Source organism: Saccharothrix tamanrassetensis (assembly GCF_014203665.1).
In the GTDB taxonomy this organism is placed as follows: Bacteria; Actinomycetota; Actinomycetes; order Mycobacteriales; family Pseudonocardiaceae; genus Actinosynnema; species Actinosynnema tamanrassetense.
Genome location: NZ_JACHJN010000003.1, coordinates 22,331 through 45,927 on the forward strand (window position 1 = coordinate 22,331; position 23,597 = coordinate 45,927).

The window sequence follows — 23,597 nt, forward strand, 5'->3', positions numbered from 1 at the left end:
GCTCTGGTGACGCGTGGGTGAGGAGCCGCTCGGGTGAAGCATCGAGAGGCGCTGGCTACCGATTGACTTTCGATAGGTAGCTAGCGATACTCGATGCATGTTCGCAGAGCGTCGAGTGGTGGTCCCACTCCGGGTTTTCCTCGTGGTGCTGTTCGGGGTGCTGGTCCTGCTCCAGGTCATGTCGCTGCCGGGGCAGTTCGCGCACATGGCGCGGGAAGCCCCGGAGATGGCGTACCTGAGGTGGCCCATGACCGCGGTGTCGGTGTTCTGGGTGCTGTGCGCCCAGGTGGTGGTCGTGGCCACCTGGAAGTTGCTCACCCTGGTGAAGAAGGACCGGATCTTCAGCCAGGCGTCCCTGGTGTGGGTGGACGCGATCGTGTGGGCCGTCGCCGCCGGGTGGGTGGTGCTGGCGGGGGTGTTCCTCTACGTCGGCTTCAACGCCAGTGACCCCGGCCTGCCGATCCAGCTGTTCCTGATGACGGTGGGGGTCGCCGTGGTGGGGCTGTTGATGGTGGTGATGCGTGCGCTGCTGCGGCAGGCCACCACGTTGCGGTCCGACCTGGAAGCGGTCATCTGATGCCGATCGTGGTGCGCATCGACGTCGAGCTGGCCAAGCGCAAGATGAGCGTGGGGGAGTTCGCCGAGCGGGTCGGGCTCACGCCGGCGAACGTGGCGGTGCTGAAGAACGGTCGGGCCAAGGCCGTCCGGTTCAGCACCCTGGAAGCCATGTGCCGGGTGCTCGAATGCCAGCCCGGCGACCTGCTCGAGTGGGTCGAGGAATAGCGGGACGCGGCACGGGAGCGGGGAGCACGCCCTGATCCGCCGAGGCGCTCGCCGCGGTCGTGCTCCGCGCCGCCGGTCAAGGGGTCACGCCCGGTCGCCGACCTCCCTGGCGGTCCGCTCCAGGCGGTCGCGGTAGTCCTCCCACCAGGGCTCGTCGCCCCCGGCCAGGTTGTCGTTGTCGGCTCGCAGGCCGGCGGTGCCGTCGATCAGCTCGCGCACGATGTCGGCGTGGCCGGCGTGGCGGTTCGTCTCGGCGATCAGGTGGACCAGGACGCGGTGCAGGGTCACCCGGCGGCGGTCCTCCGGCCACCACGGGACGCTGCCGGGGGCGTCCAGGTCCAGTTCGTCGATGGTGCGGTCCGCGTGGGACCGGACTCGGCGGTAGAGGGCGAGGACGTCCTCGCGGGACTCGTCGGCGGTCGCCCACATGTCGGCGTTGGGCTCGGCGTCCTCCGACATCCAGGGCAGGTCCTCGGGGAACGGGCGGCCGAACGTGTCGCCGAAGTAGCCCGCCTCGACCCCGGCCAGGTGCTTGACCAGGCCCAGCAGGTTGGTGCCGGTGGGGGTGAGGGGTCGGCGGACGTGGTACTCGGACAGGCCGTCGAGCTTCCACAGCAGGGCGTCGCGGGCGGTGTCCAGGTAGTGCTGGAGGTCCGCCTTGGCTTCCGGTCCGGTCATGGGGGCAGCATCCCAGGCGGGTACGACAGTCCGGGGTCAGTGGAGCAGGAGCTTGGCGTCGGCCGCGTCCGCGGGCCACACGAGCAGGCGGTGGATGTCGCCGCGGCGCACGACCGTGGTCCTGATGCCCGCCTCGCGCAGGCGTCCGGCGAGGACGTCCGCGGCCTCGCCGGTGGGTACCGCGGCCACTTCACTGAGCAGGCCGAAGTCCTCTCCGGTGTAATCGGGGACGGCACGTCGGTCGTTGCCGAACGCCCAGCGCAGCACGAGCGCCAGGGCGGTCAGGACCACGACCAGGAGCAGGGTCTGGGTGAGCGCGGTCACGGCGTCCATGCTCCTCCGGCACCGATTCAGTGAGCAACGGCACGCCGGCGGCTGTGTTACTCGTCAGTACGCTACGGGGGACGAACTCGTAGGAGGTTGCCGTGCCGTACCCGGCCGACGGTGAGCGCGACCGCCCGTGGGTGATGCGCACCTACGCGGGCCACTCCAGCGCCACCGCGTCCAACGAGCTCTACCGCCGCAACCTCGCCAAGGGGCAGACCGGGCTGTCCGTGGCGTTCGACCTGCCGACGCAGACCGGCTACGACCCCGACGACGAGCTGGCCAAGGGCGAGGTGGGCAAGGTCGGCGTGCCGATCGGCCACATCGGCGACATGCGGCAGCTGTTCGACCGGATCCCGCTGGCCGAGGCCAACACGTCCATGACGATCAACGCGACCGCCATGTGGCTGCTCGCGCTGTACGTCAGCGTCGCGGAGGAGCAGGGCGCGGACCGCGCCGCGCTGTCCGGCACGACGCAGAACGACATCATCAAGGAGTACCTGTCCCGGGGCACTTACGTGTTCCCGCCCGGCCCGAGCCTGCGGCTGATCACCGACATGGTGGCGTGGACCGTGTCGAACGTGCCGAAGTGGAACCCGATCAACATCTGCTCGTACCACCTCCAGGAGGTGGGCGCGACGCCGGCGCAGGAGATCGCCTACTCGATGTCCACCGCGATCGCCGTGCTGGACTCGGTGTTCGACTCCGGGCAGGTGCCCGAGGAGCGGCGCGGCGAGGTGGTCGCGCGCATCTCGTTCTTCGTGAACGCCGGGGTGCGGTTCGTCGAGGAGATGTGCAAGATGCGGGCGTTCGTCCGGTTGTGGGACGAGATCACCCGCGACCGGTACGGCATCGAGAACCCGAAGCACCGGCGGTTCCGGTACGGCGTGCAGGTCAACTCGCTGGGGCTGACCGAGGCCCAGCCGGAGAACAACGTCCAGCGGATCGTGCTGGAGATGCTCGCGGTGTCGCTGTCCCGCGACGCCCGCGCCCGCGCGATCCAGCTGCCCGCGTGGAACGAGGCCCTGGGCCTGCCCCGGCCGTGGGACCAGCAGTGGGCGCTGCGGATGCAGCAGGTGCTGGCCTACGAGACGGACCTGCTGGAGTACGAGGACATCTTCGACGGTTCCCGGGTCGTCGAGGCCAAGGTCGACGAGATCCTGGCCGGTGCGCGGGCCGAGATCGACCGCGTGCAGGCGATGGGCGGCGCGGTGGCGGCCGTCGAGTCCGGGTACATGAAGTCGGCGTTGGTGTCGTCGCTGGCCGAACGGCGGCGGCGGGTCGAGTCCGGCGAGGACGTCGTGGTGGGCGTGAACAAGTTCACCACCACCGCCCCGTCGCCGTTGCAGGTCGAGGGCGCCCAGGCGATCGAGACCATCGACCCGGTCGTGGAGCAGCGCGCGGTGGACGCCATCCGGGAGTGGCGCGAGTCCCGCGACACCGCCCTGGTCGAGTCCACTTTGGACGCTTTGCGGGCGGCGGCCGAGACCGACCGGAACCTGGTCGAGGCCACCATCGCGTGTGCCCGGGCCGGGGTGACGACCGGCGAGTGGGCGTCCGCGCTGCGCGGGGCGTTCGGCGAGTACCGCGCGCCCACCGGGGTTTCCGCCGCATCGGCGTCGGGTGAGTCGGGCGCGGAGATCGCCCGGGTGCGGGAACGGGTCCGGGCGACCGGCGAGGAGCTGGGCGAGCGGTTGCGGATCCTGGTGGGCAAGCCGGGGTTGGACGGGCACTCGAACGGCGCGGAGCAGGTCGCCGTCCGGGCGCGCGACGTCGGTTTCGAGGTCGTGTACCAGGGGATCCGGCTGACGCCGGCGCAGATCGTCGCAGCGGCGGTGCAGGAGGACGTGCACGTGGTCGGCCTGTCCATCCTGTCCGGCTCGCACCTGGAGGTCGTGCCGGCGGTGGTCGACGGGCTGCGGGCGGCGGGGGCCGGTGACGTGCCGGTCATCGTCGGGGGCATCGTGCCGCCCGACGACGCCGACAAGCTCCGCGAACGCGGCATCGCCCGGGTGTTCACGCCCAAGGACTACGAGCTGACCCAGATCATGGACGAGATCGTCACCGTGGTGCGCGAAGCCAACGGTCTGTGACGTCCTTCGTGGACACGATCTCGGCGAAGCCGCCGCCGCGCAGGTTCGTGGCGGTGGCTCGGGCGAGCTGGTCGGCGGTGAGGTCCTCCAGGTCGAACGTGAACGTGGCGTCCACGACCACTTCCACGCGGTAGCCCAGGTTTCCGCCGACGCGGGCGGTGGTCTCGACGCACATGTTCGTCTGGATGCCCGCGAGCACGATGTGGGTGATGCCGCGATCGGTCAGCCACGCGTGCAGGTCCGCTTCGCCGTGGAACGCCGAGTTGACCTTCTTCGCGAAGACGAGGTCGGGCACGGCGTCGTCGAGCTCGGGCTTGAACCGGTTGCCGTCCTGGCCGCGGTGCAGCGGTGAGCCGGGCTCGGTGGAGTCGTGCCGTACCAGCACGAGCGGGCCGTGCCAGGCGTCGACCAGAGCGGCGATGTTGCCCTCGGCATCCGGGTTGTTGCGGTTGCCGAACGCCGGATCGTCGAAGCCGCGCTGCACGTCGATGATGACCAGTGCCGTGTTCGTCATGACGTCGATGGTGGTGCGCGCGGGACCGTTCCGGGGAGTGGCAGAAGCGGCGCGATCCGATACATTCCTGCCATGCGCACGGTGGGTGTCCTGGTGTTGCCCGGCAGTCGGGTGTTCGACATCTCGGTGGTCGGCGAGGTGTGGGCGGTGGACCGGGCCGATTCCGGGGTCGGGCCGTTCGAGCTGCGGCTGTGCGCGCCGGGACGGGTGGCCACTCCGGTGCAACCGCTCGGCGTCGTCCCGGCCACGCACGGGCTCTCCGGGTTGCGCGGGTGCGATCTGGTCGTCGTGCCGGGGCGGGCGGACCCGCTCGCGGACGTGCCGCGGAGCGTGGTGAAGGCGTTGCGGGCGTTCGACGGCACGGTCGCGGCGTTGTGCTCCGGTGCGTTCACGTTGGCCGAGGCGGGAATGCTGGACGGCCGGGAGGCGACCACGCACTGGCGGCTGCTGGATGCGCTGGAGGGCAGGGCTCCGCGCGCGAAGGTGTTGCGGGACGTGCTGTTCGCCGACCAGGGCGACGTGCTGACCTCCGCCGGGGTCGTCGGGGGACTCGACCTCTGCCTGCACCTGGTGCGTCGGGCGCACGGCGCGGACGTGGCCGCGGCCCTGGCCCGCCGGCTGGTGATGCCGCCGACGCGGGAAGGCGGCCAACGCCAGTACGTCGAGCCGCCGTTGCCGCGCAAGGCGCACCGGGGAGGCGTTTCGTCCACTGTGGACTGGGCGGTGGACCGGCTGGCCGAACCCATCGGCGTCCCGGACCTCGCCGGGCACGCCGGGCTGAGCGAGCGGACGTTCCACCGGGTGTTCCTGGCCGCCACCGGCAGCACGCCGGGGCGGTGGCTCCAGGCCCAGCGGGTGCTGCTCGCGCAACGACTGCTGGAGACCACGGACCTGCCGGTGCACCGGGTCGCCGAACGATCCGGTCTCGGCACGGCCGCGAACCTGCGGCGGCGGCTGCGGGCCGAGCTCGGGGTCGCGCCGGATGCCTACCGCCGCACTTTCCGCGTGCCTACGGCGTCGTGACGGCGATGACGCCGCCGTCGCCGTCCACGAGCAGCCGGTTGCCCAGCGGCTCGGCCAACTTCACCTGGTAGGGCTGGGTTTTCAGCACCAGGGTGCGCGGGCAGTCGCCCACCGTGCCGATCGTGCGCAGCGAGACCGCCACGGCCGTGCGGGTCTCGGCGACCACCGGCTCGTTGCGCGCGGGCGCGTCACCTGGGCACGGGTCGGGTGCCGACGCCATGGGCACGGTCAGGTCCGCGCCGGTGCCGCTCGCCGGGCCCGCGACGATCGCCGGGCGGACCTCGCCGGGCTTCCAGAACGCGTCCGGCCGCAACGCGGGCCACGCGACGACACTGCCCGCCTCGGTGGTGAACCGCCACGCGGGCAGCGCCCGGCGGCCCCGGTCGGTGGGGAACTCGGCGCTGCCGAACTCGACGGCGACCAGCTTCACCGGCGGCGCGGGCGCGGTGGTCGTCCCGGCACCCGGCGTCGTGGTCGGCGGCGTGGCGCTGGGCGGACCGGCCGCAGGCACCTCCGCCTGCCGGGCCATCGCCCCCAGCGCGTCGGCCACCGGGATGAACGGCAGCGTCGCCGGCCCGTCCGGCAGGGTGACCCGCGCGGGCTCCGGCGTGGCGGGGTGCGGTCCGGCGAACTCGAACGCGCCGCTGTGCGACCCGAGCTTCTCGTCACCGCTCGCGAACCCGTCCACGACCGCCAGGACCGGACCGACCAGCACGATCGGCCTCGGCGACGCCGCCACCGGGAAGTCGGCCGGCGGCGGGGCGGCCGGTCGCACCTGCCCGCCGGGCGTACCGTCGCCGTGGGTGGCGGTCCCGCAGCCGGTGAGCAGCACGGCCAACGCGAGCACTCGCAGTCTCATACCGCCAGGACGGAGTGCCCCGAGCGCGCGGTTGCACCGCCCACTACGGTCGGCACATGGCCGAATACCAGCACATTCGCGTCGAACGGGCGGACGACGTCGTCCGCGTCACGATGGACCGGGCGCAGAAGCGCAACTCGCTGTCCGCCGACCACCTCGCCGAACTGCTGGCGGCGTTCCGCTCGATCGCCGCCACCGACGCCGCGGGCGTGGTCCTGGCCGGTGAGGGCCCGGTGTTCTCCGCCGGCCACGACTTCGCCGACGTCGCCGCCCGCGACCTGGAAGGCGTCCGTGACCTGCTCACCCTGTGCACCGACCTCATGCGCACCATCGAGTCCGTACCGCAGGTGGTGATCGCGCGGGTGCACGGCCTGGCCACCGCCGCGGGCTGCCAACTGGTCGCCTCGTGCGACCTGGCGGTGGCGTCCGAGGACGCGGGGTTCGCGCTGCCCGGCGGCAAAGCCGGTTGGTTCTGCCACACCCCGGCGGTACCGGTGGCGCGGGCCGTGGGGCGCAAGCGGCTGATGGAGCTGGCGCTGACCGGCGACGCGATCGACGCGCGCACCGCCGAGCAGTGGGGGCTGGTGAACCGGGTGGTGCCGGCCGACGAACTGGACGAGGCCGTGGACGACCTGATGCGCCGCGCCACCAGGGGCAGCCGAGCCAGCAAGGCGTTGGGCAAGCAGACCCTGTACGCCCAACTGGACCGACCGGAGGCGGACGCCTACGCCATCGCGCTGGAGGTGATGGCCGCCGCCTCGCAGACCCCGGCCGCGAAGGAGAGCATGGCGTCGTTCCTGGAGAAGCGCTCAGCGGAGTGGGCCGACTAGACCCCGGATCCGATCTCCCGGCCCCTGGTGTGTCGTTTCGGGGCCGGGAGCCGCGGTGTCGTTCGGGGGCCTCTGCGCCGGCACGGCGAGCGCCGAGTCGGGCACGATGGTGCGGTCGGACCGGGTGGGCTCAGATCCTCCTGTAGAACAACGTCGTCGGGCGCAGGGTGCCGTCCGGGTCGGCCGCGTAGTCCGGGATCACGCCGACCTCCGTCCAGCCCGCCGACCGGTACAGCGACTCGGCGGCGGAGCCGGTCCGGGTGTCCAGGGTGAGCAGGGTCGCACCGCGGTCCGCCGCGCCCTTCTCGGCAGCGGCCAGCAGTTCCCGGCCGAGGCCGCAGCCCCTCATCCGGCGCAGCACGACGAGCTTGGCGATCTCGGCGCGGTGCGTGCCGTTGAGCGCGGAGGCGAACCGGACCTGCACGGTGCCGACGACCCGGCCGCCGGTGCGGGCGACCCACACCGCCGGCACGCCGTTCGCCACGGCCGCCGCCCGCGCCCGCCACCACGACACGGCGTGCGGGCGTGGCAGCGGGTCGAGGAAGCCGATGGACGCACCGTCCGCCACGGCGTCGCCGAGCACTTCGGCCGGCTCTTCGGCGTCCGCCGGCACGTCGGCGGACAGCAGCTCCACGATCTCGGTCACGGCTGGGCGTGCTCGTGCAGCAGGAGCAGGGTGTAGGCGGCGATCGACTGGGCGTCGGTGATCTCGCCGCGCGCGATCATCGCCTCGAACTCCGCGCGCGGGAACCACGCCGAGCGCATGTCCTGCTCCTCGTGCTCCCGCTCGTGGAAGCCCTCGGTGAGCCCGGTGGCCAGGAAGACCCGGCCGCGCTGGCTGGTCATGCCGGGCGCGACGTCGAGCAGGCCCAGTTCCACCAGCTTCCCGGCGCGCAGACCGGTCTCCTCCCGCAGCTCGCGCTCGGCCAGTGCGAACGGGTCCTCCTCGGCCCGTTCCGGGGCGGTGCCCTGGGGGAACTCCCAGCGCCTCATGCCCAGCGGGTACCGGAACTGCTCGACCAGCCGCAGCCGCTCCCCGTCCAGCGGGATGACCAGCGCGTAGTCGGGCTTGTCCACCACGCCGTAGATCCCGGTCGTGCCGTCCGCCCGCCGGATGGGGTCCTCGCGGACCGTCATCCACGGGTTCGCGTACACCTCACGCGATCCAAGGGTCTCCACGATCACTCTCCTTGTGCCAACGCCGAGTGGCGCCGTCCGTACCCGAAGTACACCACCAAGCCCACCACGGACCAGATGCCGAAGGCCGACCACGTGGCGGGCGCGAGCCCGGCCACCAGCAGCGCGCACATGCCCAGTCCGAGCAGCGGAACCACCGGCACCCACGGCGTGCGGAACCCGCGTGGCAGGTCCGGCCGGGTCCGGCGCAGCACGATCACCCCGATGTTGACCAGCCCGAACGCCACCAGCGTGCCGATGCTGGTGGCTTCCGCGAGTTGGCCGAGGGGCACCAGCGCGGCGAGCACCGCGACCACGACGCCGACGATCAGCGTGTTCGCCGTGGGCACCCGCCGGCGGCCGACGCGGGCGAACACCCTGGGCACCAGGCCGTCGCGGGACATCGCGACCAGCACCCGCGTCTGTCCGTACAGGACGGTCAGCACCACGGAGGCGATGGCGACCACCGCACCCGCCGAGAGGACCGTCGCGGGCCAGCTCTGGTTCGTGAGCTGCTGGAGCACGGTCGCCAGCGAGGCGTCCGATCCGGTGAGCACGTCCACCCCGGCCGCGCCCACGGCGGTCAGCGCCACCAGCACGTACACGACGGTCACGATCGCCAGGGAGATCACGATGGCGCGCGGCAGGTCCCGTTGCGGGTTCTTCGCCTCCTCGCCGGCCGTGGACGCGGCGTCGAAGCCGATGAAGGAGAAGAACACCAACGACGCCGCCCCGGTGATGCCGGCGATCCCGGCGGGCGCGAACGGCGTCAGGTTCTGCGTCCGGAACCCGAACACCGCGACCACCACGAAGAACACCAGCACGGCGACCTTGAGGGCCGTCGTCACGGTGGTGACCGCGGCGCTCTCCCTGACCCCGCCGAGCAGCACGCCCATCGCCAGCAGCACGACGACCGCGGCGGGCAGGTTGACCACGCCGCCCGACAGCGCCTCCGGCAGCCGCACGCCCAGCGTGGCGTCCAGGAAGGCGTTGAGGTACCCGCTCCACCCGACCGCGACCGCCGCCACCGACACGCCGTACTCCAGCAGCAGGCACCACCCGCAGACCCACGCGACCAGCTCGCCGAGCGTGGCGTAGGTGTAGGAGTAGGCCGACCCGGACACCGGCACCGCGCCGGCGAGCTCGGCGTAGGACAGCGCGGAGAACAGCGCGGCGAGGCCGGCGACCACGAACGACACCGCGACGGCCGGCCCGGCGACCGGCGCGGCCTGGCCGAGCACCACGAAGATCCCGGTGCCCAGCGTCGCGCCGACGGAGAGGGCGATCAGCGGCACCAGGCCGAGCGAGCGCCGCAACGACGTGTGCGCGCCCTCGTCGGCGATCCGTTCCACGGGCTTGGTGCGCAGGAGTGACACGACGCCCGACGGTACCTGCCGGTGGTTCGGCGCTCGCACCCCGTAGCCTGTCGGCCGTGCGCCTAGTCATCGCTCGCTGCCAGGTCGACTACGTCGGACGCCTCACGGCCCATCTGCCGATGGCCCAGCGCCTGCTGCTGATCAAGTCGGACGGCTCGGTCTCCATCCACTCCGACGACCGCGCGTACAAGCCGCTGAACTGGATGAGCCCGCCGTGCTGGCTCATCGAGGACCCGGACCTGTGGGTGGTGCAGAACAAGGCGGGCGAGAAGCTCATCATCACGCTGGCCGAGGTGCTGCACGACTCGAAGCACGAACTGGGCCCGGAGCCCGGCCTGGTCAAGGACGGCGTCGAAGCCGACCTGCAGAAGCTGCTGGCCGAACACGTGACGACGCTGGGCGAGGGCTGGACCCTGGTCCGCCGCGAGTTCCCCACCCCGATCGGCCCGGTCGACCTGATGTGCCGCGACGCGGCCGGCGGGTCCGTGGCGGTCGAGATCAAGCGCCGCGGCGAGATCGACGGCGTCGAACAGCTCACCCGCTACCTGGAACTGCTCAACCGCGACCCGCGGTTGGCGCCCGTGCAGGGCGTGTTCGCCGCCCAGCAGATCAAGCCGCAGGCGCGGACCCTGGCCGAGGACCGCGGCATCCGCTGCGTGGTCCTGGACTACGACGCCCTGCGCGGCATCGAGTCCGACGAGTTCCGGCTGTTCTAGTCCGCCTCGGGCTTCCCGGTGTCCCGCAGACCTCTCATGGCCACCTCGTAGACGTCGTCGAACAGGTCGAGCACGTCGTAGACCTGCTCGGTGGTGAGCTCGTCCCGCGTCACCTCGGTCGGCCAGTCCCCGGGCATCACGTAGTAGCCCGGAGCACGCTTGGGTAAGTGCGCGACGGCGGCGTCGAGCGGAGGTTGCGGCGCGGTGCCCTCGGCCCCGAACGCGAGCAGCCGGGACGTACGGGGGATGGTGACCGGGTAGTTGACCATTTCGGTGTTCCTTTCAGGACGTCCAGCTGCGGGAAATGTTGTTCTGCTCCTGTGGCCGGCTCGACAGGTGGCAATAGCGCCAGGTCTCGACGACGTACCGGTAGCAGACGACCACCGCGTTCGCGAGGGCCACGGCGACCAGCGCGACCCACGTGACGTCGGAGAGCCACAGGAACGTGAAGTCCTTCGGCAGCTGGTGCCAGGTGAAGTCGTTCGGCGCGACCCGGTGCAGCATGAAGACCGCCGCTGCGGCTATCGAGACGAAAGCGGTCGTCAGCAGCCCCATGCGGGCCAGGAAGGTGCCTTCCACCAGTCGGCTGCCGCGTCGTTCGAAACCGAGCCAGGTGGCCGCGAGCGCGGGGAAGGCGAGCAGGACCGCCGGGGCGTCGGTGGGCTCGTCGAACCCCGGTCGGCCGAGGTTCTTGGTGGCGACGCCGATCACCCACACCAGGAAGAAGCTCGCCACGGCGGTCACCGCGGCGCGCAGCAGCGAGCCGGGCGGGACCTCGAAGTACTGGAAGCGGACCTGGGGCCGTTCGGTGCCGGCCGGCTCGGGGAAGTAGCGCACGTAGAAGTGGCCGTAGGGCTGCCCCAGCCGCTGCCGGAACCTCGCGTGCGGCCTGCCGGGCGCATCTCGTGCGGTCGTCTTCAGCGTCTCCTCGATCTCGACCACTTCCTGGCGACCGAGGTAGGAGCCTTCGGATCCTTCGACGATCAGGTGGTACGTGTCGCACGTGCTGGCGTTCTCGATGCCCACCGTGAGGTTCATCGGGCGCGCACCCAGGGCGACCGACTTGCTGCCGACCAGCGAGCTGATCCACTTGCGCTCGTGGGCCAGTTCGAGGTCGGGGATCAGCGTCTGCTCGTACTTGGCGATGAACCGGCCGTCCCGGTCTGGGCTGAGCACGGCGACCACCAGGTAGCGGCCCCCGATCTTCTCCACCAGCTTCGCGGCGAGTTCCCGGGCCTGCCCGGCCTTTTCGGCGTTCCCGTTCCGGGGAGCGGTGAGTCGTCGGATGCTGTTCGCCGCCGTCAGCACTGACGACGGGTCGAGCGGCTCGTTCTTCGTGTGCCTGCGGAGCAGTGTCCGGACCACTTCGTGCTCGACGCGTTCGGCTTCCGGGGTGAGCCCGCTCGGGGTGTTCTGCGCACCGCCACAGGCGCTCACCAGGAGGAGCCTGAGCACCCGGACCGCGATCAGCAGGTATTCGCGGTAGTTGAGGCTGGGCAGTTCCTCGCCGGCTCCGTCGTAGATCTGCCAGTTGTCCAGCAGCTTCCCCTTTTGCGGAGCGAACAGGGGAAAGTAGAAGAAATCCTCGCCGGCGTCCTTCTCCGAGGCGCGGAACTGCGATGGGACCTGGACCTCGATCGTCACGGTCTGCCGGACGGTGCGTTCGTCGAGCCGGTACCTCTCCACGATCCGCTTGCGGACCTCGGCGGGCGACGCGATGACCAGAGCGAAGAACTTGGCCTGGACCGCGGTCGGCGAATCGGCCTTGCCGGCTTTTCTCAGCAGTTTCCGCACCTGGTCTTCTTCGACCTGCGGTGCCGAGCCGAACGGTGTGGCCGGCGCGTCGACGCTCGCCTGGTCGAGCGGCTTCAGCTTCCAGAACGCCACGGCCGCGGCCATCGCCCCGACCAGGACGTGCACCACCGTCGAAGTCGTGGAGTTCATGGTCGACCCGTATCCGAGCAGGAGAACGGGCAGGAGTACGGCCAGTAAGCCGACAGCCCCTCGGCGTCCCATCGCCACACCACTCCCCTTGCCGTCGGGCCGGACCGACTGCGCTCATCCGGCTTGCGGTGGTGGAATCGTCGGGCCGGCGGCCAATTGATACACGTCACCTCCGGTCGGGGTCGGGTCGTTATTCTAACGTGACGCACAGGCGAAGTTCGCCGCAGTAATCGGGCACCGTGGCCCGGTAATCGCCGAGAGCTGCTCGGAATCGCTTCGGATCGACGCCGTATTCCGTCGGCGCGCCGAATACATGGATGGGCTATGTACTCCGAGTGCTGCCGCCGGTCCGGTGCGATTCTCTATTGATCGGCCCGGTCCGGCTGTCGCTGTATGCCCCGACCGGGTACGAGCGCCGGTGCGGGTCGGGTGTCGCCTCGTGCCGGCTACCCGCGCCGGCCGATCGACAGCACGGTCAGCGCGCCGTCGAGACAAGCGTGGATGGCGTCCAGCGCGTCCTGCCACACCGGGGGCACGCTCTGGCGGGCGACGCGGCCGGTGCCGCCGGTCAGCTGCCGTTCCAGCGTCGCGATGTGGTGCTCCCGGTTGCGGCGGTCCTCCTCGGCGATGATCACCGCGTCGAGCCGGGCGACCTTCGCGCAGGCTTCGCGCAGTTGCCCGGCGACGTCCGCGACCACCGACCCGGTGCCGGCCAGTTCGGCGGCCCTCGCCGCCACCAGCGGGCTCAGCTCGTCGTACCGCGCCGATTCCCGCAGCAGGGCGTGCTCGTCCACGGTGTCCAGCAGCAACAGGGCGGTCTGCCACACCGCCGAGTGCGCGTCGTGGAGCTTGCCGACGGCCAGCCAGCCGGCGCGGGCGGCGCGGCTGTCCCACATGCCGTCGAGACTGCGCACCATCTCGTCCACCAGTCGGGTGAGGCTCTCCGGCAGGTCGCGGAAGTGGGCGGCGAAGACCTCGGTCGTCCGCCAGTGCGGTCCCAGTGCGCGCGCCGCCTGGCGCTTCGAGTGCTGGTGGAGGACCACCGGGGTGAGGATCCCCAGCGTCAGCGTCAGCAGGGTGCCGTAAGGCCCCAGGAGGACGGCGAACGGCAGGTAGAGGATCATGCAGAACGCGCCCGCGGGCACCAGCAGGCCGGGCTCCATCCGGGCTGTCCGGAGCTTCCACGACCGGATCCGGGCGTGGCGCGGCTCGACCAGCGCCCAGCCGCCGGGGTGCCGTGTGGTGTGCACGGGTCGCCACGCGTCCAACGATGCCTCCGGATCGGCCTGCCGAATGGTCACTCGGACGCACGTGAATGGTACACGAGTGATTATCCGAGAAATCCTCGCGACAGTCCACCGGGCGATCCCGTTGTACGCCATTCGGCCGCGTGGCAGGGCGGAATCGGCGATATACGCTGACGGCCCGGCAAATGGAGGCGTTGTGCCCGATCGAAGACCCGGCTCGGTGGTCGCCCTGGTCATTGTTCCGTTCGCCTTGCTCACGGGCTGTGCGGGGAAGTCCGGGGTGTCGCCGGTGCCGGTGGTGGCCGGTTCCACGGTCGCCTCGCCGTCCGCCGCGCAGTTGGCCGCCGAACCGAAGGCGGGCAAGGCCGGTGGCGAGGTCCGGCTCAGCGGGGACGGGTACCCGGCCGGCAGCCGGGTCGTCTTCACCTTCCACGGGGAGCGGGTCGGGGACGCCACCACCGACGGCGCCGGGCGGTTCGCCGGGGTGCTGGTGAAGGTGCCCGATTCGTTCCAGGATTCGCCGCCCGGCACGCAATTCGTGATCGGGGCGACCTCCGGGCCGTTCTACGCGGACACCCCGTTCGTGCTCACGCGCTGACGCGCTGATCGGCCATTCGTGCGACCTGCCGATCGACGGGCACCTACCGGCCGGCTGTAGCCGCCGGTCCGGGTCGGCCGGCCGGTTTCCGCGCACGTTTCACGAGCCGTGCAATCGACGTCGCGCGCGATGGCGGCGAGCGTCGACCATCTCGCAATGGGGTCCGGCAGCACGCGCGACACCAAGGGGTTCCACCACGGGTGGCTCAGATCGGCGAAGTCGCGCCGCGTGCACTACGGTCGGCTTGATCGGCTGTGCGGTAGTGTCCGCTGTTGTTGGACCTTGTTTAATAGGGAGGTGGGCGACGGTGCCCGTACTCGCCGAAGCGGATCTCCGGCTGGACGCCGGTCCGCTCGACTACGCGCTCCTCGCGATCTACTTCGCGTTCGTCCTGGGAATCGGCTTCCTGGCCCGGCGTTCGGTGTCGTCGAGCCTGGACTTCCTGCTCTCCGGCCGTTCCCTGCCCGCCTGGGTCACCGGCCTCGCGTTCATCTCCGCCAACCTCGGCGCCATCGAGCTGCTGGGCATGGCCGCCAACGGCGCGCAGTACGGCATGGCGACCGTGCACTACTACTGGATCGGCGCGATCCCGGCCATGGTCTTCCTCGGCCTGGTGATGATGCCGTTCTACTACGGCTCCAAGGTCCGCAGCGTCCCCGAGTTCCTGCGCCGCCGGTTCGGCAAGGGCGCGCACCTGGTCAACGCCATCAGCTTCGCGGTCGCCCAGGTGCTGATCGCGGGCGTCAACCTGTACGCGCTGGCGTTCCTGCTCAACCTCATGCTCGGCTGGCCGATCCCGCTGTCGGTGGTCATCGCCGCGTTCATCGTGCTCACCTACACCACGCTCGGCGGCCTCTCCGCGGCCATCTACAACGAGGTGTTGCAGTTCTTCGTGATCGTCGCCGCGCTGCTTCCGCTGACCATCGTCGGCCTGCACAAGGTCGGCGGCTGGCAGGGCCTGGTGGACAAGGTGACGGCCGGTCCCGGCGGCTCCGAGCAGCTGTCCGCGTGGCCCGCGACCGAGCTCACCGGCATCCAGAACCCGGTGCTCAGCGTGATCGGCATCGTGTTCGGCCTGGGTTTCGTGCTGTCGTTCGGCTACTGGACGACGAACTTCGCCGAGGTGCAGCGCGCGCTGTCGGCCAAGAGCATGTCCGCCGCCCGGCGCACGCCGATCATCGGCGCGTACCCCAAGGCGCTGATCCCGTTCGTGGTCATCATCCCCGGCATCATCGCGGCGCTGGTCGTGCCCGAGATGGCGGCGCTCAAGGCCGGTGACGACAGCTCCGGCATCGCCTACAACAACGCCCTGCCCGCGCTGATCGGCGAACTGCTGCCCAACGGCATGCTGGGCATCGCGATCACGGGTCTGCTGGCGTCGTTCATGGCCGGTGTCGCGGCGAACGTGTCCTCGTTCAACACGGTCTTCACCTACGACCTGTGGCAGGACTACATCCGCAAGGACCGCCCGGACGAGTACTACCTGCGGATCGGCCGGCTGGCCACCATCGGCGGCACGGTGGTCGCGATCGGCACCGCGTTCCTCGCCGCCGGCTACGGCAACATCATGGACTACATCCAGGCGCTGTTCTCGTTCTTCAACGCGCCGCTGTTCGCCACGTTCATCCTGGCCATGTTCTGGAAGCGGATGTCGGCGGCGGCGGGCTGGATCGGCCTGGTCGCCGGCACGCTCGCGGCGGTGCTGGTGTTCGTGCTGGCCGAGACCGGCGTGGTGGACCTGCCCGGCCAGGGCGCGAGCTTCGTCGGCGCGGGCGCGGCGTTCGCGGTGGACATCCTGGTCAGCGTCGCGGTCACCATGGTCACCCGGCCGGTGCCGGAGGAGCGGCTGGTGGGGCTGGTCTACAGCCTGACGCCGAAGGAGTCCCGCCGGCACTCCGCGACCGGTGAGGACGCCGGCTGGTACCGCTCGCCCGTGCTGCTGGGGATCGGCGTGCTGGCGCTGACCCTGGTGCTCAACATCGTCTTCGGCTGAGGGAGGTCGTCATGGCGCACAAGGCCGGTCTGTTCGACCTGCGACTGGTGATCGCGGTGCTCTTCGGGGTGTACGGGGTGGTGCTGGCGGTGGTCGGGCTCGGCTTCACCGACGAGACCGACCTGGCCAAGTCCGACGGGCTCAACATCAACCTGTGGTCCGGCGTCGGGATGGCGGCGCTGGCGGCGCTGTTCGCCACCTGGGCGATCCTGCGCCCGATCGTGGTGCCGGACGCGTCGGACGCCCGCGAGGACGCCTGACGGCACGCACCCGTGAGGGTGCCCGACGGCGCGGTTGCCTGGGAGGGCGCCTGACGGAGCGGGCGCCCGAAGGGTGTCTAACGGCGCGGGTAGACGGGGTTGAAGGCTTCGACGGTCCAGGCGTCGAGCCAGCGGACAGTGCGGCGGAAGCGCTCGCGCACTCGGTGCTCCTCTCGATGGGGTTCACCCGGTACAGCGCGTCGATCTTCTGAATCGTTCCCGATGGCTGTGGTGAGGTCGAACACAGGGTTCCTGCCACGAATGGCGCAGGCGATCGCTACCGTGCTTCCCGTGCCCCGCCTCGTCGCCGTCCTCTGCGCGCTCCTCGTCGTGTCCGGCTGCGCCGGCGCGGATCTCGCCAAGCACAAGCCGTACCCGCGCAGCACGATCCAGGCGCAGGCGGAGAACGTCACCGAGACCACCGGGCCCGCGCCGACGAACGTGCCGGACGGGCAGCCGGTCGACCCGGCCTTCGCCGCCGAGAAGCTGCGCCTGGTGGACCCGTGCAAGCTGCTCGACCGCAAGGTCCTCGAACAGCTCGGCACGCCCGGCGAGACCTCGTCCACCGGGTACAGCCGGTGCTCCAACTTCATGGAGGACAAGAACGGCAAGGACCTCGCGGTCAGCATCGAGATCGGCCAGACCATGACCACCGAGCTGAAGAACGCCGACAAGCAGCTCGCGGGGCTCAAGAGCTACGAGCAGACGCTGGACACCAGCGCGTGCTTCGTCTCGGTGATCACGCAGGAGAAGCCCGCGCTGGGGCTGACCGTGCAGATCGGCTACAAGGACGGCGACGCGTGCGCGCCCGGCCGCAAGGTGGCCGAGTCCGTGGTGAAGGCGCTCAAGGACCGGGTGGGCGTGAAGTCGCCGCCGAAGGACTCCCTGGTCACGCTCGACCCGTGCGTGCTGGTGGACCCGGCCGTGGTGGACGCGGCGGTGGGCGCGGGCAGCCGGATGTTCCCGTACGGGCTGCACAACTGCTCCTGGGTGGGCAGCGACAAGGAGATCACGCTCGACCTGCGGGCCACCTACATCCCGAACGACCGCAAGTTCGACGCCAAGCAGACCGATGTGGACCTCGGTGGCGGGGTCACCGGCTACCAGCTGGCGAACACCGGCGCCTACCCGTCGTGCTCGGTGAAGTGGGTGCAGCGGATGAACACCGGCGAGGAGGGCGAGCTGGTCGAGGTGAAGTCGGCCGGCCCGAAGAAGTCCGAGTTCGACCGGTGCGCGGTGGCGGTGGCGTTCGCGAAGGGGCTGCTGCCCAAGATCCCCCGGGCTTGACGGGGCTGACATCCCGCGCGATTACCCGTTACTGTTCAGTAACACCTTCGTGCGCCTTGGAGGGCCCCATGACGCAGACCGCTCCCACCAAGCCCCTGCGGCCCGATGACGAGCAGGAGCGGTTCGCCTCGCTCGACCCCCGCACGGGCGAGGTCGTCGCGCACCACCCGGTGCACGGCGAGGCCGAGGTGCGCGCGGCGGTCGAGTCGGGGCGCGTGGCGGCGGCGTTCTGGGCGGACCTCGGGTTCGACGGCCGCAAGGCCCGGCTGGACGCGTGGCGCAAGCTGCTGGTCCGCCGGCTGGCCGAGTTCCAGGCCCTGATCAGCGCGGAGACCGGCAAGTCCGCCGACGACGCGCGCACCGAGCTGGCCCTGGTCGTCGACCACCTGCACTGGGCGGCCAGGCAGGCGCCGAAGACGCTGGGCAGGCGCAAGGTCAAACCCGGGATGCTGATGTACAACCACGCGGCGACGCTGGAGTACCGGCCGCTGGGCGTGGTGGGCGTGATCGGGCCGTGGAACTACCCGGCGTTCACCCCGATGGGGTCGATCGCGTACGCGCTGGCCGCCGGCAACGCCGTGGTGTTCAAGCCGAGCGAGTACACGCCGGGCGTCGGGGTGTTCCTGGCCGACACGTTCGCCGAGGCGGTGCCGGAGTACCCGGTGTTCCAGGTGGTGACCGGGTTCGGCGAGACCGGCGCGGCGCTGTGCACCTCCGGGGTGGACAAGCTGGCGTTCACCGGGTCCACCTCGACCGGCAGGAAGGTCATGGCGGCCTGTGCCGCGACGTTGACGCCCGTGTTGGTCGAGTGCGGCGGCAAGGACCCGTTGATCGTCGCCGAGGACGCGGACGTCGCCGCGGCGGCCGACGGCGCGGTGTGGGGCGGGCTGTTCAACGCCGGCCAGACGTGCGCGGGCGTGGAGCGGGTGTACGTCGCGGACGCGGTGTACGACGAGTTCGTCAGGATCGTGGTGGAGAAGGCCGGGAAGCTGAAGCCGGGCGGCGAGCCGGGTGCCGACTTCGGCCCGATCACCATGCCCCGCCAGGTGGAGGTCATCCGGTCGCACGTGGCCGACGCCCTGGAACGGGGCGGTCGCGCGGTGGTCGGCGGTCTGGAGTCGATCCGGCCGCCGTACGTCGGGCCGGTGGTGCTGGTGGACGTGCCGGAGGACTCCACGGCGGTCACCGAGGAGACGTTCGGGCCGACCCTGGTGGTGAGCCGGGTGGCCGACGCGGACGAGGCCGTGCGGCGGGCCAACTCGCTGCCCTACGGCCTGGGGGCGACGGTGTTCTCGCGCAACCGGGGCGAGGAGCTGGCGGCCGGGCTGCGCTGCGGCATGGTGTCGGTGAACTCCGTGCTGGCGTACGCGTCCGTGCCGGGCCTGCCGTTCGGCGGGGTGGGCGACTCCGGGTTCGGGCGGATCCACGGCGAGGACGGGCTGCGCGAGTTCGCCTACGCCCACGCCGTGACCCGGAAGCGCTTCGCGGCGGCGCTGGACCCGATGACCTACGACCGCGGTCCGCGCACCATCAAGCACGTCTTGCGGCTGGTGAAGGTGCTCTACGGGCGCTGAGCGTGCCCCCACCGGTTGGGGTAGGAAGGTGGTGACCATCGGCGATGGAGGTCACCGTGAAGAAGATCATCAACGATCCGGCGACCGTGGTGGCGGACGCGCTGCGCGGCATGGAACTCGCGCACGCCGACCTGCTGGACGTCCAGTACGACCCGGCGGTGGTGGTGCGGGTCGACGCGCCCGTGCCGCGCAAGGTCGCGGTGGTCTCCGGCGGCGGATCGGGCCACGAGCCGCTGCACGCCGGGTTCGTCGGACGGGGGATGCTCGACGCGGCGTGCCCCGGCGCGGTGTTCACCTCGCCGACGCCCGACCAGGTGCTGGCGGCGGTGCAGCGCACCAACGGCGGCGCGGGCGCGCTGCTGATCGTGAAGAACTACACCGGCGACGTGCTGAACTTCGAGACCGCCGCCGAACTGGCCGCCGCCGAGGGCATCGAGGTCCGGTCGGTGGTGGTCGACGACGACGTGGCGGTGAAGGACTCGCTCCACACGGCGGGCCGCCGCGGCGTGGGCGGGACCGTGCTGCTGGAGAAGATCGTCGGGGCCGCCGCCGAGCGCGGGGTGGACCTGGACGGCTGCGAGGCGTTGGCGCGCAAGGTGGCCGGTCAGGTCCGGTCGATGGGGCTGGCGCTGGCGCCGTGCACCGTGCCGCACGCCGGCGAGCCCAGCTTCACGCTGGCCGACGACGAGATGGAACTCGGCATCGGCATCCACGGCGAGCCGGGACGGCAGCGGGTGCCGGTCCGGCCGGCCGACTCGTTGGTGCCCGCGCTGCTCGACCCGATCCTGGGGGACCTGCCGTTCGGCGCGGGGGACCGGGTGTTGCTGTTCACCAACGGCATGGGCGGCACACCGCTGCTGGAGCTGTACCTGGCGCACGGGATCGCCGAACGGCTGCTCGCCGAGCGCGGGATCACCGTGCGGCGGCGGCTGGTCGGTCCGTACATCACCAGTCTGGAGATGCAGGGCATGAGCCTGACGTTGCTCAAGCTGGACGACGAACTGGTCGAGCTGTGGGACGCGCCGGTGCGCACGGCCGCGCTGCGGTGGGGCCTCTGATGGGGTGCACGGCGGAGCGGGTCGCGGAGGCGTTGCGGGCGGTGGCCCGGGTCGTCGCCGAGCACCGGGAGGAGCTGGTGCGGCTCGACCGGGAGATCGGCGACGGCGACCACGGCGAGAACCTGAACCGGGGGTTCACCGCCTTGGTGTCCAAGTTGGACGGTGACGTGCCGGGGACTCCCGGTGCGGTGCTGAAGTCGGCGGCCACCACGTTGATCTCGGTGGTGGGCGGGGCGGCCGGCCCGTTGTACGGGACGGCGTTCCTGCGGGCGGCCACCTCGGTCGGCGACGCGGCGGAGTTGGACGCGGGCGCGGTGGCCGGGGCTTTGCGGGCGGCGCTGGAGGGCGTGGTGGCGCGCGGCAAGGCGGCCGTCGGGGACAAGACGATGGTGGACGCCTTGACGCCCGCGGTGGCGGCTGCCTCGTCCGTTGCCGCTACGGGCGGGGACGTCGCCGGGGTGCTCGCGGCGGCGGCCGAGGCCGCCGAACAAGGGGCCGAGTCGACCGTGCCGCTGGTGGCCCGCAAGGGACGGGCCTCCTACCTGGGCGAACGCAGTGCCGGACACCTCGATCCGGGTGCCCGGTCGACGGCGTTGCTGCTGCGCACGCTGGCCGGGAGTGCGCGGTGATCGGGCTCGTGGTGGTGTCGCACAGCGGGACGCTGGCCGACGGCGTGGCCGAGTTGGCCGGTCAGATGGCGCCGGACGTCCGGATCGTGCCCTCCGGCGGTGACGGTTCCGGAGGTCTGGGCACGGACTACCTCGCGGTCGCGGAGGCCATCTCGCAGGCCGACACCGGGGACGGCGTCGTGGTCCTGTTCGACCTGGGCAGCGCCAAGATGGTCGCGGAGATGGCGGCCGAGGAGTCCGCCGGTGAAGTGCTCGTGGTGGACGCGCCCCTGGTCGAGGGCGCGGTCGCGGCTGCGGTCGCGGCCCAGGGCGACGCGGGCCTGCCGCAGGTCGCCGCAGCCGCGTCCGGTGCCGCGTCGGTCGGTGCCGAGTCGGTCGGTTCGTCCGCCGAGCCGGAGACGGCGAGGACGCCCGAGGCGGCAGACGGGTCCACTGTGGACAGTGTGAGCGCGGAGGTCCTGCTGACCAACGAAGTCGGTCTGCACGCCCGCCCCGCGGCCTTGGTCGCGCGTTCCCTGACCGGCCTGGACGCGCGGGTCGTCGTGCGGTTCGGCGACCAGGAGGCGGACGCGACCAGCGTGCTCGCGCTGATGGGGCTGGGTGCGCCGGGTGGCGGGCGGGTCGAGGTCACGGCGACCGGGCCGGACGCCCCCGAAGCCCTGCGCCGGGTGACCGCCCTCGCCGCCCGCGACTTCGACGAATGAGCTGTTCAGGCGCCTCTTGACCGGTTCCTTGCTCGATCCGGATGGTGAAGCTCACGCGAACGACGCGTGACGGCCGTGGGATAGTCGGCCGCAAGTTACCGTTCGGTAGCCACTCCGCAGAGTGGGAGGTACTGCAGTGACGCGCCAGTTCAACACGGTCGGGGTCGTCGGTCTCGGCACCATGGGCGCCGGCATCGCGGAAGTACTCGCCCGGACCGGCCTCACTGTCATCGCGGTGGACGTGGACGACGAAGGGCTGGCGCGCGGCCGGGGCCACCTCGACCACTCCACCGGGCGGGCGGTGGCCAAGGGGAAGCTGGCGGAGACCGGTCGCGACGAGCTGCTCGGCCGGATCGGCTACGCCACCTCGCTGGACGCGCTCGCGGGCGTCGACCTGGTGATCGAGGCGGTGCCCGAGCGGATCGACCTCAAGGCGCAGGTGTTCGCCTCGCTGGACCGGATCTGCGGCCCCGACACCATCTTCGCGTCCAACACGTCGTCGCTGTCGATCACCGAGATCGGCGTGCACACCGGCCGGCCGGGCAAGGTCGTCGGCCTGCACTTCTTCAACCCCACGCCGGTGTTGAAGCTGGTGGAGGTCGTCCGCACGGTGGTCACCGAGCCGGACGTGGTGACCGACGCGGTGGCGTTCGTCGAATCGCTGGGCAAGACGCCGGTGGTGATCGGCGACCGCGCCGGGTTCATCGCCAACGCGCTGCTGTTCGGCTACCTCAACCACGCCGTGCGGATGTACGAATCCCGTTACGCGACGAGGGAAGACCTCGACGCGGCGATGCGGTACGGCTGCGGCTACCCGATGGGTCCGCTGGCGCTGCTCGACCTCATCGGCCTGGACACCGCGTACGAGATCCTGGACACGATGTACCACCAGTCGCGCAACCGGCTGCACGCCCCGGCGCCGCTGCTCAAGCAGATGATCACGGCGGGTCTGCTCGGCCGCAAGAGCGGGCGCGGCTTCTACACCTACGACGGCCCCGACTCGCCGAACGTCGTGCCGGACGTGCTGACGCCGGTGGCCGCCGCCGATCCCGTCGCCACCCGGGACGTCCAGCGGGTCGGCGTGATCGGCACGGGCACCATGGCCACCGGCATCGTGGAGGTGTTCGCCAAGCGCGGCTACGACGTCGTGCTGCGGGCCCGGTCGCTCGACAAGGCGGACGGCGCGCTGGGCAAGGTGCGCCAGTCGCTGGAGAAGTCGGTCGCCCGGGGCAGGCTGTCCGAGGCCGACCGGGACGCCGCACTGGCCCGCATCACGCCCGCCGTGGAGTTCGGGCACCTCGCCGACTGCGACCTCGTGGTGGAGGCGGTGGCCGAGGAGCTGTCGGTCAAGAAGTCCGTGTTCGAGGCGCTGGACGAGGTGTGCAAGCCGGGCGCGGTGCTGGCCACCACCACGTCCTCGCTGCCGGTGATCGAGTGCGCGGCGGCCACCTCGCGCCCCGGCGACGTGGTGGGCCTGCACTTCTTCAACCCGGCGCAGGTGATGAAGCTGGTGGAGGTCGTGCAGACCATCGCCACGTCCGCCGACGTCGTGGCCACCGCCCGCCGGGTGTGCCTGGACCTGGGCAAGCAGCCGGTGCACTGCGGCGACCGCGCCGGGTTCATCGTCAACGCGCTGCTGTTCCCGTACCTGAACGACGCGGTGAAGATGCTGGAGGCGCACTACGCGTCCGCCGACGACATCGACAACGCCATGAAGGTCGGCTGCTCGCTGCCCATGGGGCCGTTCGAACTGCTGGACGTGGTGGGCCTGGACGTGTCGCTGGCCATCGAACGCTCGCTGTACCTGGAGTTCCGCGAGGCGGGCTTCGCACCCGCGCCGCTGCTGGAGCACCTGGTCACGGCGGGCAGGCTGGGTCGCAAGACCGGCAAGGGCTTCCGCGACTACACCTGAGCACCACCGCCACCACGCG

At 71.3% G+C, this 23,597-nt stretch carries 25 protein-coding genes; 15 read left to right on the forward strand and 10 right to left on the reverse strand.

All coding sequences use genetic code 11. The features are described from left to right. The first annotated feature begins 97 nt into the window (after positions 1 to 97). Positions 98 to 577: a DUF2975 domain-containing protein gene (locus FHS29_RS09205; RefSeq protein ID WP_184690148.1), complete on the forward strand. Its 480-nt coding sequence runs from the start codon at positions 98 to 100 to the stop codon at positions 575 to 577. Beyond that, on the forward strand, positions 577 to 783 hold the full coding sequence (locus tag FHS29_RS09210) for a helix-turn-helix domain-containing protein (protein WP_184690149.1): 207 nt from the start codon (positions 577 to 579) through the stop codon (positions 781 to 783). Before FHS29_RS09205 ends, FHS29_RS09210 begins: the two co-directional genes overlap by 1 nt. 84 nt (positions 784 to 867) lie before the next feature. On the opposite strand, the gene FHS29_RS09215 is transcribed toward FHS29_RS09210, so the two are convergent. Both FHS29_RS09215 and FHS29_RS09220 read right to left on the reverse strand, forming a co-directional pair. Then, positions 868 to 1,461, reverse strand: coding sequence for a DinB family protein (locus FHS29_RS09215; protein WP_184690150.1), 594 nt, complete (start codon positions 1,459 to 1,461; stop codon positions 868 to 870). A gap of 36 nt (positions 1,462 to 1,497) precedes the next feature. Continuing rightward, positions 1,498 to 1,794, reverse strand: coding sequence for a hypothetical protein (locus FHS29_RS09220; protein WP_184690151.1), 297 nt, complete (start codon positions 1,792 to 1,794; stop codon positions 1,498 to 1,500). 92 nt (positions 1,795 to 1,886) lie between these two features. Here FHS29_RS09220 and FHS29_RS09225 point away from each other — a divergent pair, with 92 nt between their 5' ends. After that, a complete protein-coding gene (locus tag FHS29_RS09225) occupies positions 1,887 to 3,878 on the forward strand; it encodes an ethylmalonyl-CoA mutase (protein ID WP_184690152.1) in 1,992 nt (663 codons plus the stop codon). Here FHS29_RS09225 and FHS29_RS09230 read toward each other — a convergent pair. Continuing rightward, the gene (locus FHS29_RS09230; RefSeq protein ID WP_184690153.1) at positions 3,847 to 4,392 is read right to left on the reverse strand and encodes a cysteine hydrolase family protein; all 546 of its coding nucleotides are present in this window, start codon (positions 4,390 to 4,392) and stop codon (positions 3,847 to 3,849) included. The genes FHS29_RS09225 and FHS29_RS09230 overlap by 32 nt on opposite strands. Before the next feature lie 72 nt (positions 4,393 to 4,464). Between FHS29_RS09230 and FHS29_RS09235 the strand changes: the two genes are divergently transcribed. Next, positions 4,465 to 5,415: a GlxA family transcriptional regulator gene (locus FHS29_RS09235; protein WP_184690154.1), complete on the forward strand. Its 951-nt coding sequence runs from the start codon at positions 4,465 to 4,467 to the stop codon at positions 5,413 to 5,415. Here FHS29_RS09235 and FHS29_RS09240 read toward each other — a convergent pair. After that, the gene (locus FHS29_RS09240) at positions 5,402 to 6,274 is read right to left on the reverse strand and encodes a hypothetical protein (protein WP_184690155.1); all 873 of its coding nucleotides are present in this window, start codon (positions 6,272 to 6,274) and stop codon (positions 5,402 to 5,404) included. The two genes, FHS29_RS09235 and FHS29_RS09240, sit on opposite strands and share 14 nt — an antisense overlap. A 56-nt stretch (positions 6,275 to 6,330) precedes the next feature. Here FHS29_RS09240 and FHS29_RS09245 point away from each other — a divergent pair, with 56 nt between their 5' ends. Continuing rightward, the gene (locus FHS29_RS09245; protein WP_184690156.1) at positions 6,331 to 7,104 is read left to right on the forward strand and encodes an enoyl-CoA hydratase-related protein; all 774 of its coding nucleotides are present in this window, start codon (positions 6,331 to 6,333) and stop codon (positions 7,102 to 7,104) included. A 130-nt stretch (positions 7,105 to 7,234) separates the two neighbouring features. On the opposite strand, the gene FHS29_RS09250 is transcribed toward FHS29_RS09245, so the two are convergent. From FHS29_RS09250 to FHS29_RS09260, 3 genes are read right to left on the reverse strand one after another with little or no spacing between them, the layout of a single operon-like run. Then, entirely contained in the window at positions 7,235 to 7,750 is a 516-nt protein-coding gene (locus FHS29_RS09250) for a GNAT family N-acetyltransferase (RefSeq protein ID WP_184690157.1), read from the reverse strand. Next, positions 7,747 to 8,283 carry an NUDIX domain-containing protein gene (locus FHS29_RS09255; protein WP_184690158.1) on the reverse strand — a complete coding sequence of 179 codons (537 nt, stop codon included), beginning with the start codon at positions 8,281 to 8,283 and terminating at the stop codon, positions 7,747 to 7,749. The genes FHS29_RS09250 and FHS29_RS09255 overlap by 4 nt, the downstream gene beginning before the upstream one ends. Before the next feature lie 2 nt (positions 8,284 to 8,285). Next, a complete protein-coding gene (locus FHS29_RS09260; RefSeq protein WP_312864837.1) occupies positions 8,286 to 9,656 on the reverse strand; it encodes an amino acid permease in 1,371 nt (456 codons plus the stop codon). A gap of 56 nt (positions 9,657 to 9,712) precedes the next feature. Between FHS29_RS09260 and nucS the strand changes: the two genes are divergently transcribed. Further along, on the forward strand, positions 9,713 to 10,372 hold the full coding sequence (nucS, locus tag FHS29_RS09265) for an endonuclease NucS (RefSeq protein WP_184690160.1): 660 nt from the start codon (positions 9,713 to 9,715) through the stop codon (positions 10,370 to 10,372). On the opposite strand, the gene FHS29_RS09270 is transcribed toward nucS, so the two are convergent. From FHS29_RS09270 to FHS29_RS09280, 3 genes are all read right to left on the reverse strand, one after another. Beyond that, on the reverse strand, positions 10,369 to 10,641 hold the full coding sequence (locus FHS29_RS09270) for a hypothetical protein (RefSeq protein WP_184690161.1): 273 nt from the start codon (positions 10,639 to 10,641) through the stop codon (positions 10,369 to 10,371). The two genes, nucS and FHS29_RS09270, sit on opposite strands and share 4 nt — an antisense overlap. A gap of 13 nt (positions 10,642 to 10,654) precedes the next feature. Further along, on the reverse strand, positions 10,655 to 12,316 hold the full coding sequence (locus tag FHS29_RS09275) for a hypothetical protein (RefSeq protein WP_184690162.1): 1,662 nt from the start codon (positions 12,314 to 12,316) through the stop codon (positions 10,655 to 10,657). A 446-nt stretch (positions 12,317 to 12,762) separates the two neighbouring features. Next, on the reverse strand, positions 12,763 to 13,617 hold the full coding sequence (locus FHS29_RS09280; protein WP_184690163.1) for a hypothetical protein: 855 nt from the start codon (positions 13,615 to 13,617) through the stop codon (positions 12,763 to 12,765). Positions 13,618 to 13,759: 142 nt separating this feature from the next. On the opposite strand from FHS29_RS09280, the gene FHS29_RS09285 reads away from it, so the two are divergent. From FHS29_RS09285 to FHS29_RS09325, 9 genes are all read left to right on the forward strand, one after another. Further along, complete coding sequence (locus FHS29_RS09285) at positions 13,760 to 14,161, forward strand: hypothetical protein (protein ID WP_184690164.1); 402 nt, start codon at positions 13,760 to 13,762, stop codon at positions 14,159 to 14,161. 307 nt (positions 14,162 to 14,468) lie between these two features. Beyond that, positions 14,469 to 16,154 carry a sodium:solute symporter family protein gene (locus FHS29_RS09290; RefSeq protein WP_184690165.1) on the forward strand — a complete coding sequence of 562 codons (1,686 nt, stop codon included), beginning with the start codon at positions 14,469 to 14,471 and terminating at the stop codon, positions 16,152 to 16,154. A gap of 11 nt (positions 16,155 to 16,165) precedes the next feature. Continuing rightward, positions 16,166 to 16,414 (forward strand): hypothetical protein, encoded by a 249-nt coding sequence (locus FHS29_RS09295; RefSeq protein WP_184690166.1) that lies wholly within the window; start codon positions 16,166 to 16,168, stop codon positions 16,412 to 16,414. A 291-nt stretch (positions 16,415 to 16,705) separates the two neighbouring features. Continuing rightward, complete coding sequence (locus FHS29_RS09300) at positions 16,706 to 17,701, forward strand: DUF3558 domain-containing protein (RefSeq protein ID WP_184690167.1); 996 nt, start codon at positions 16,706 to 16,708, stop codon at positions 17,699 to 17,701. A gap of 68 nt (positions 17,702 to 17,769) precedes the next feature. Further along, the gene (locus FHS29_RS09305) at positions 17,770 to 19,275 is read left to right on the forward strand and encodes an aldehyde dehydrogenase family protein (RefSeq protein ID WP_184690168.1); all 1,506 of its coding nucleotides are present in this window, start codon (positions 17,770 to 17,772) and stop codon (positions 19,273 to 19,275) included. Positions 19,276 to 19,331: 56 nt separating this feature from the next. Beyond that, on the forward strand, positions 19,332 to 20,333 hold the full coding sequence (gene dhaK / locus FHS29_RS09310) for a dihydroxyacetone kinase subunit DhaK (RefSeq protein ID WP_184690827.1): 1,002 nt from the start codon (positions 19,332 to 19,334) through the stop codon (positions 20,331 to 20,333). Next, entirely contained in the window at positions 20,333 to 20,962 is a 630-nt protein-coding gene (dhaL, locus tag FHS29_RS09315) for a dihydroxyacetone kinase subunit DhaL (RefSeq protein WP_184690169.1), read from the forward strand. Before dhaK ends, dhaL begins: the two co-directional genes overlap by 1 nt. After that, positions 20,959 to 21,666: a dihydroxyacetone kinase phosphoryl donor subunit DhaM gene (gene dhaM, locus FHS29_RS09320; RefSeq protein ID WP_184690170.1), complete on the forward strand. Its 708-nt coding sequence runs from the start codon at positions 20,959 to 20,961 to the stop codon at positions 21,664 to 21,666. Before dhaL ends, dhaM begins: the two co-directional genes overlap by 4 nt. A 136-nt stretch (positions 21,667 to 21,802) precedes the next feature. Next, positions 21,803 to 23,578 carry a 3-hydroxyacyl-CoA dehydrogenase family protein gene (locus tag FHS29_RS09325; RefSeq protein WP_184690171.1) on the forward strand — a complete coding sequence of 592 codons (1,776 nt, stop codon included), beginning with the start codon at positions 21,803 to 21,805 and terminating at the stop codon, positions 23,576 to 23,578. Positions 23,579 to 23,597 lie beyond the last annotated feature (19 nt).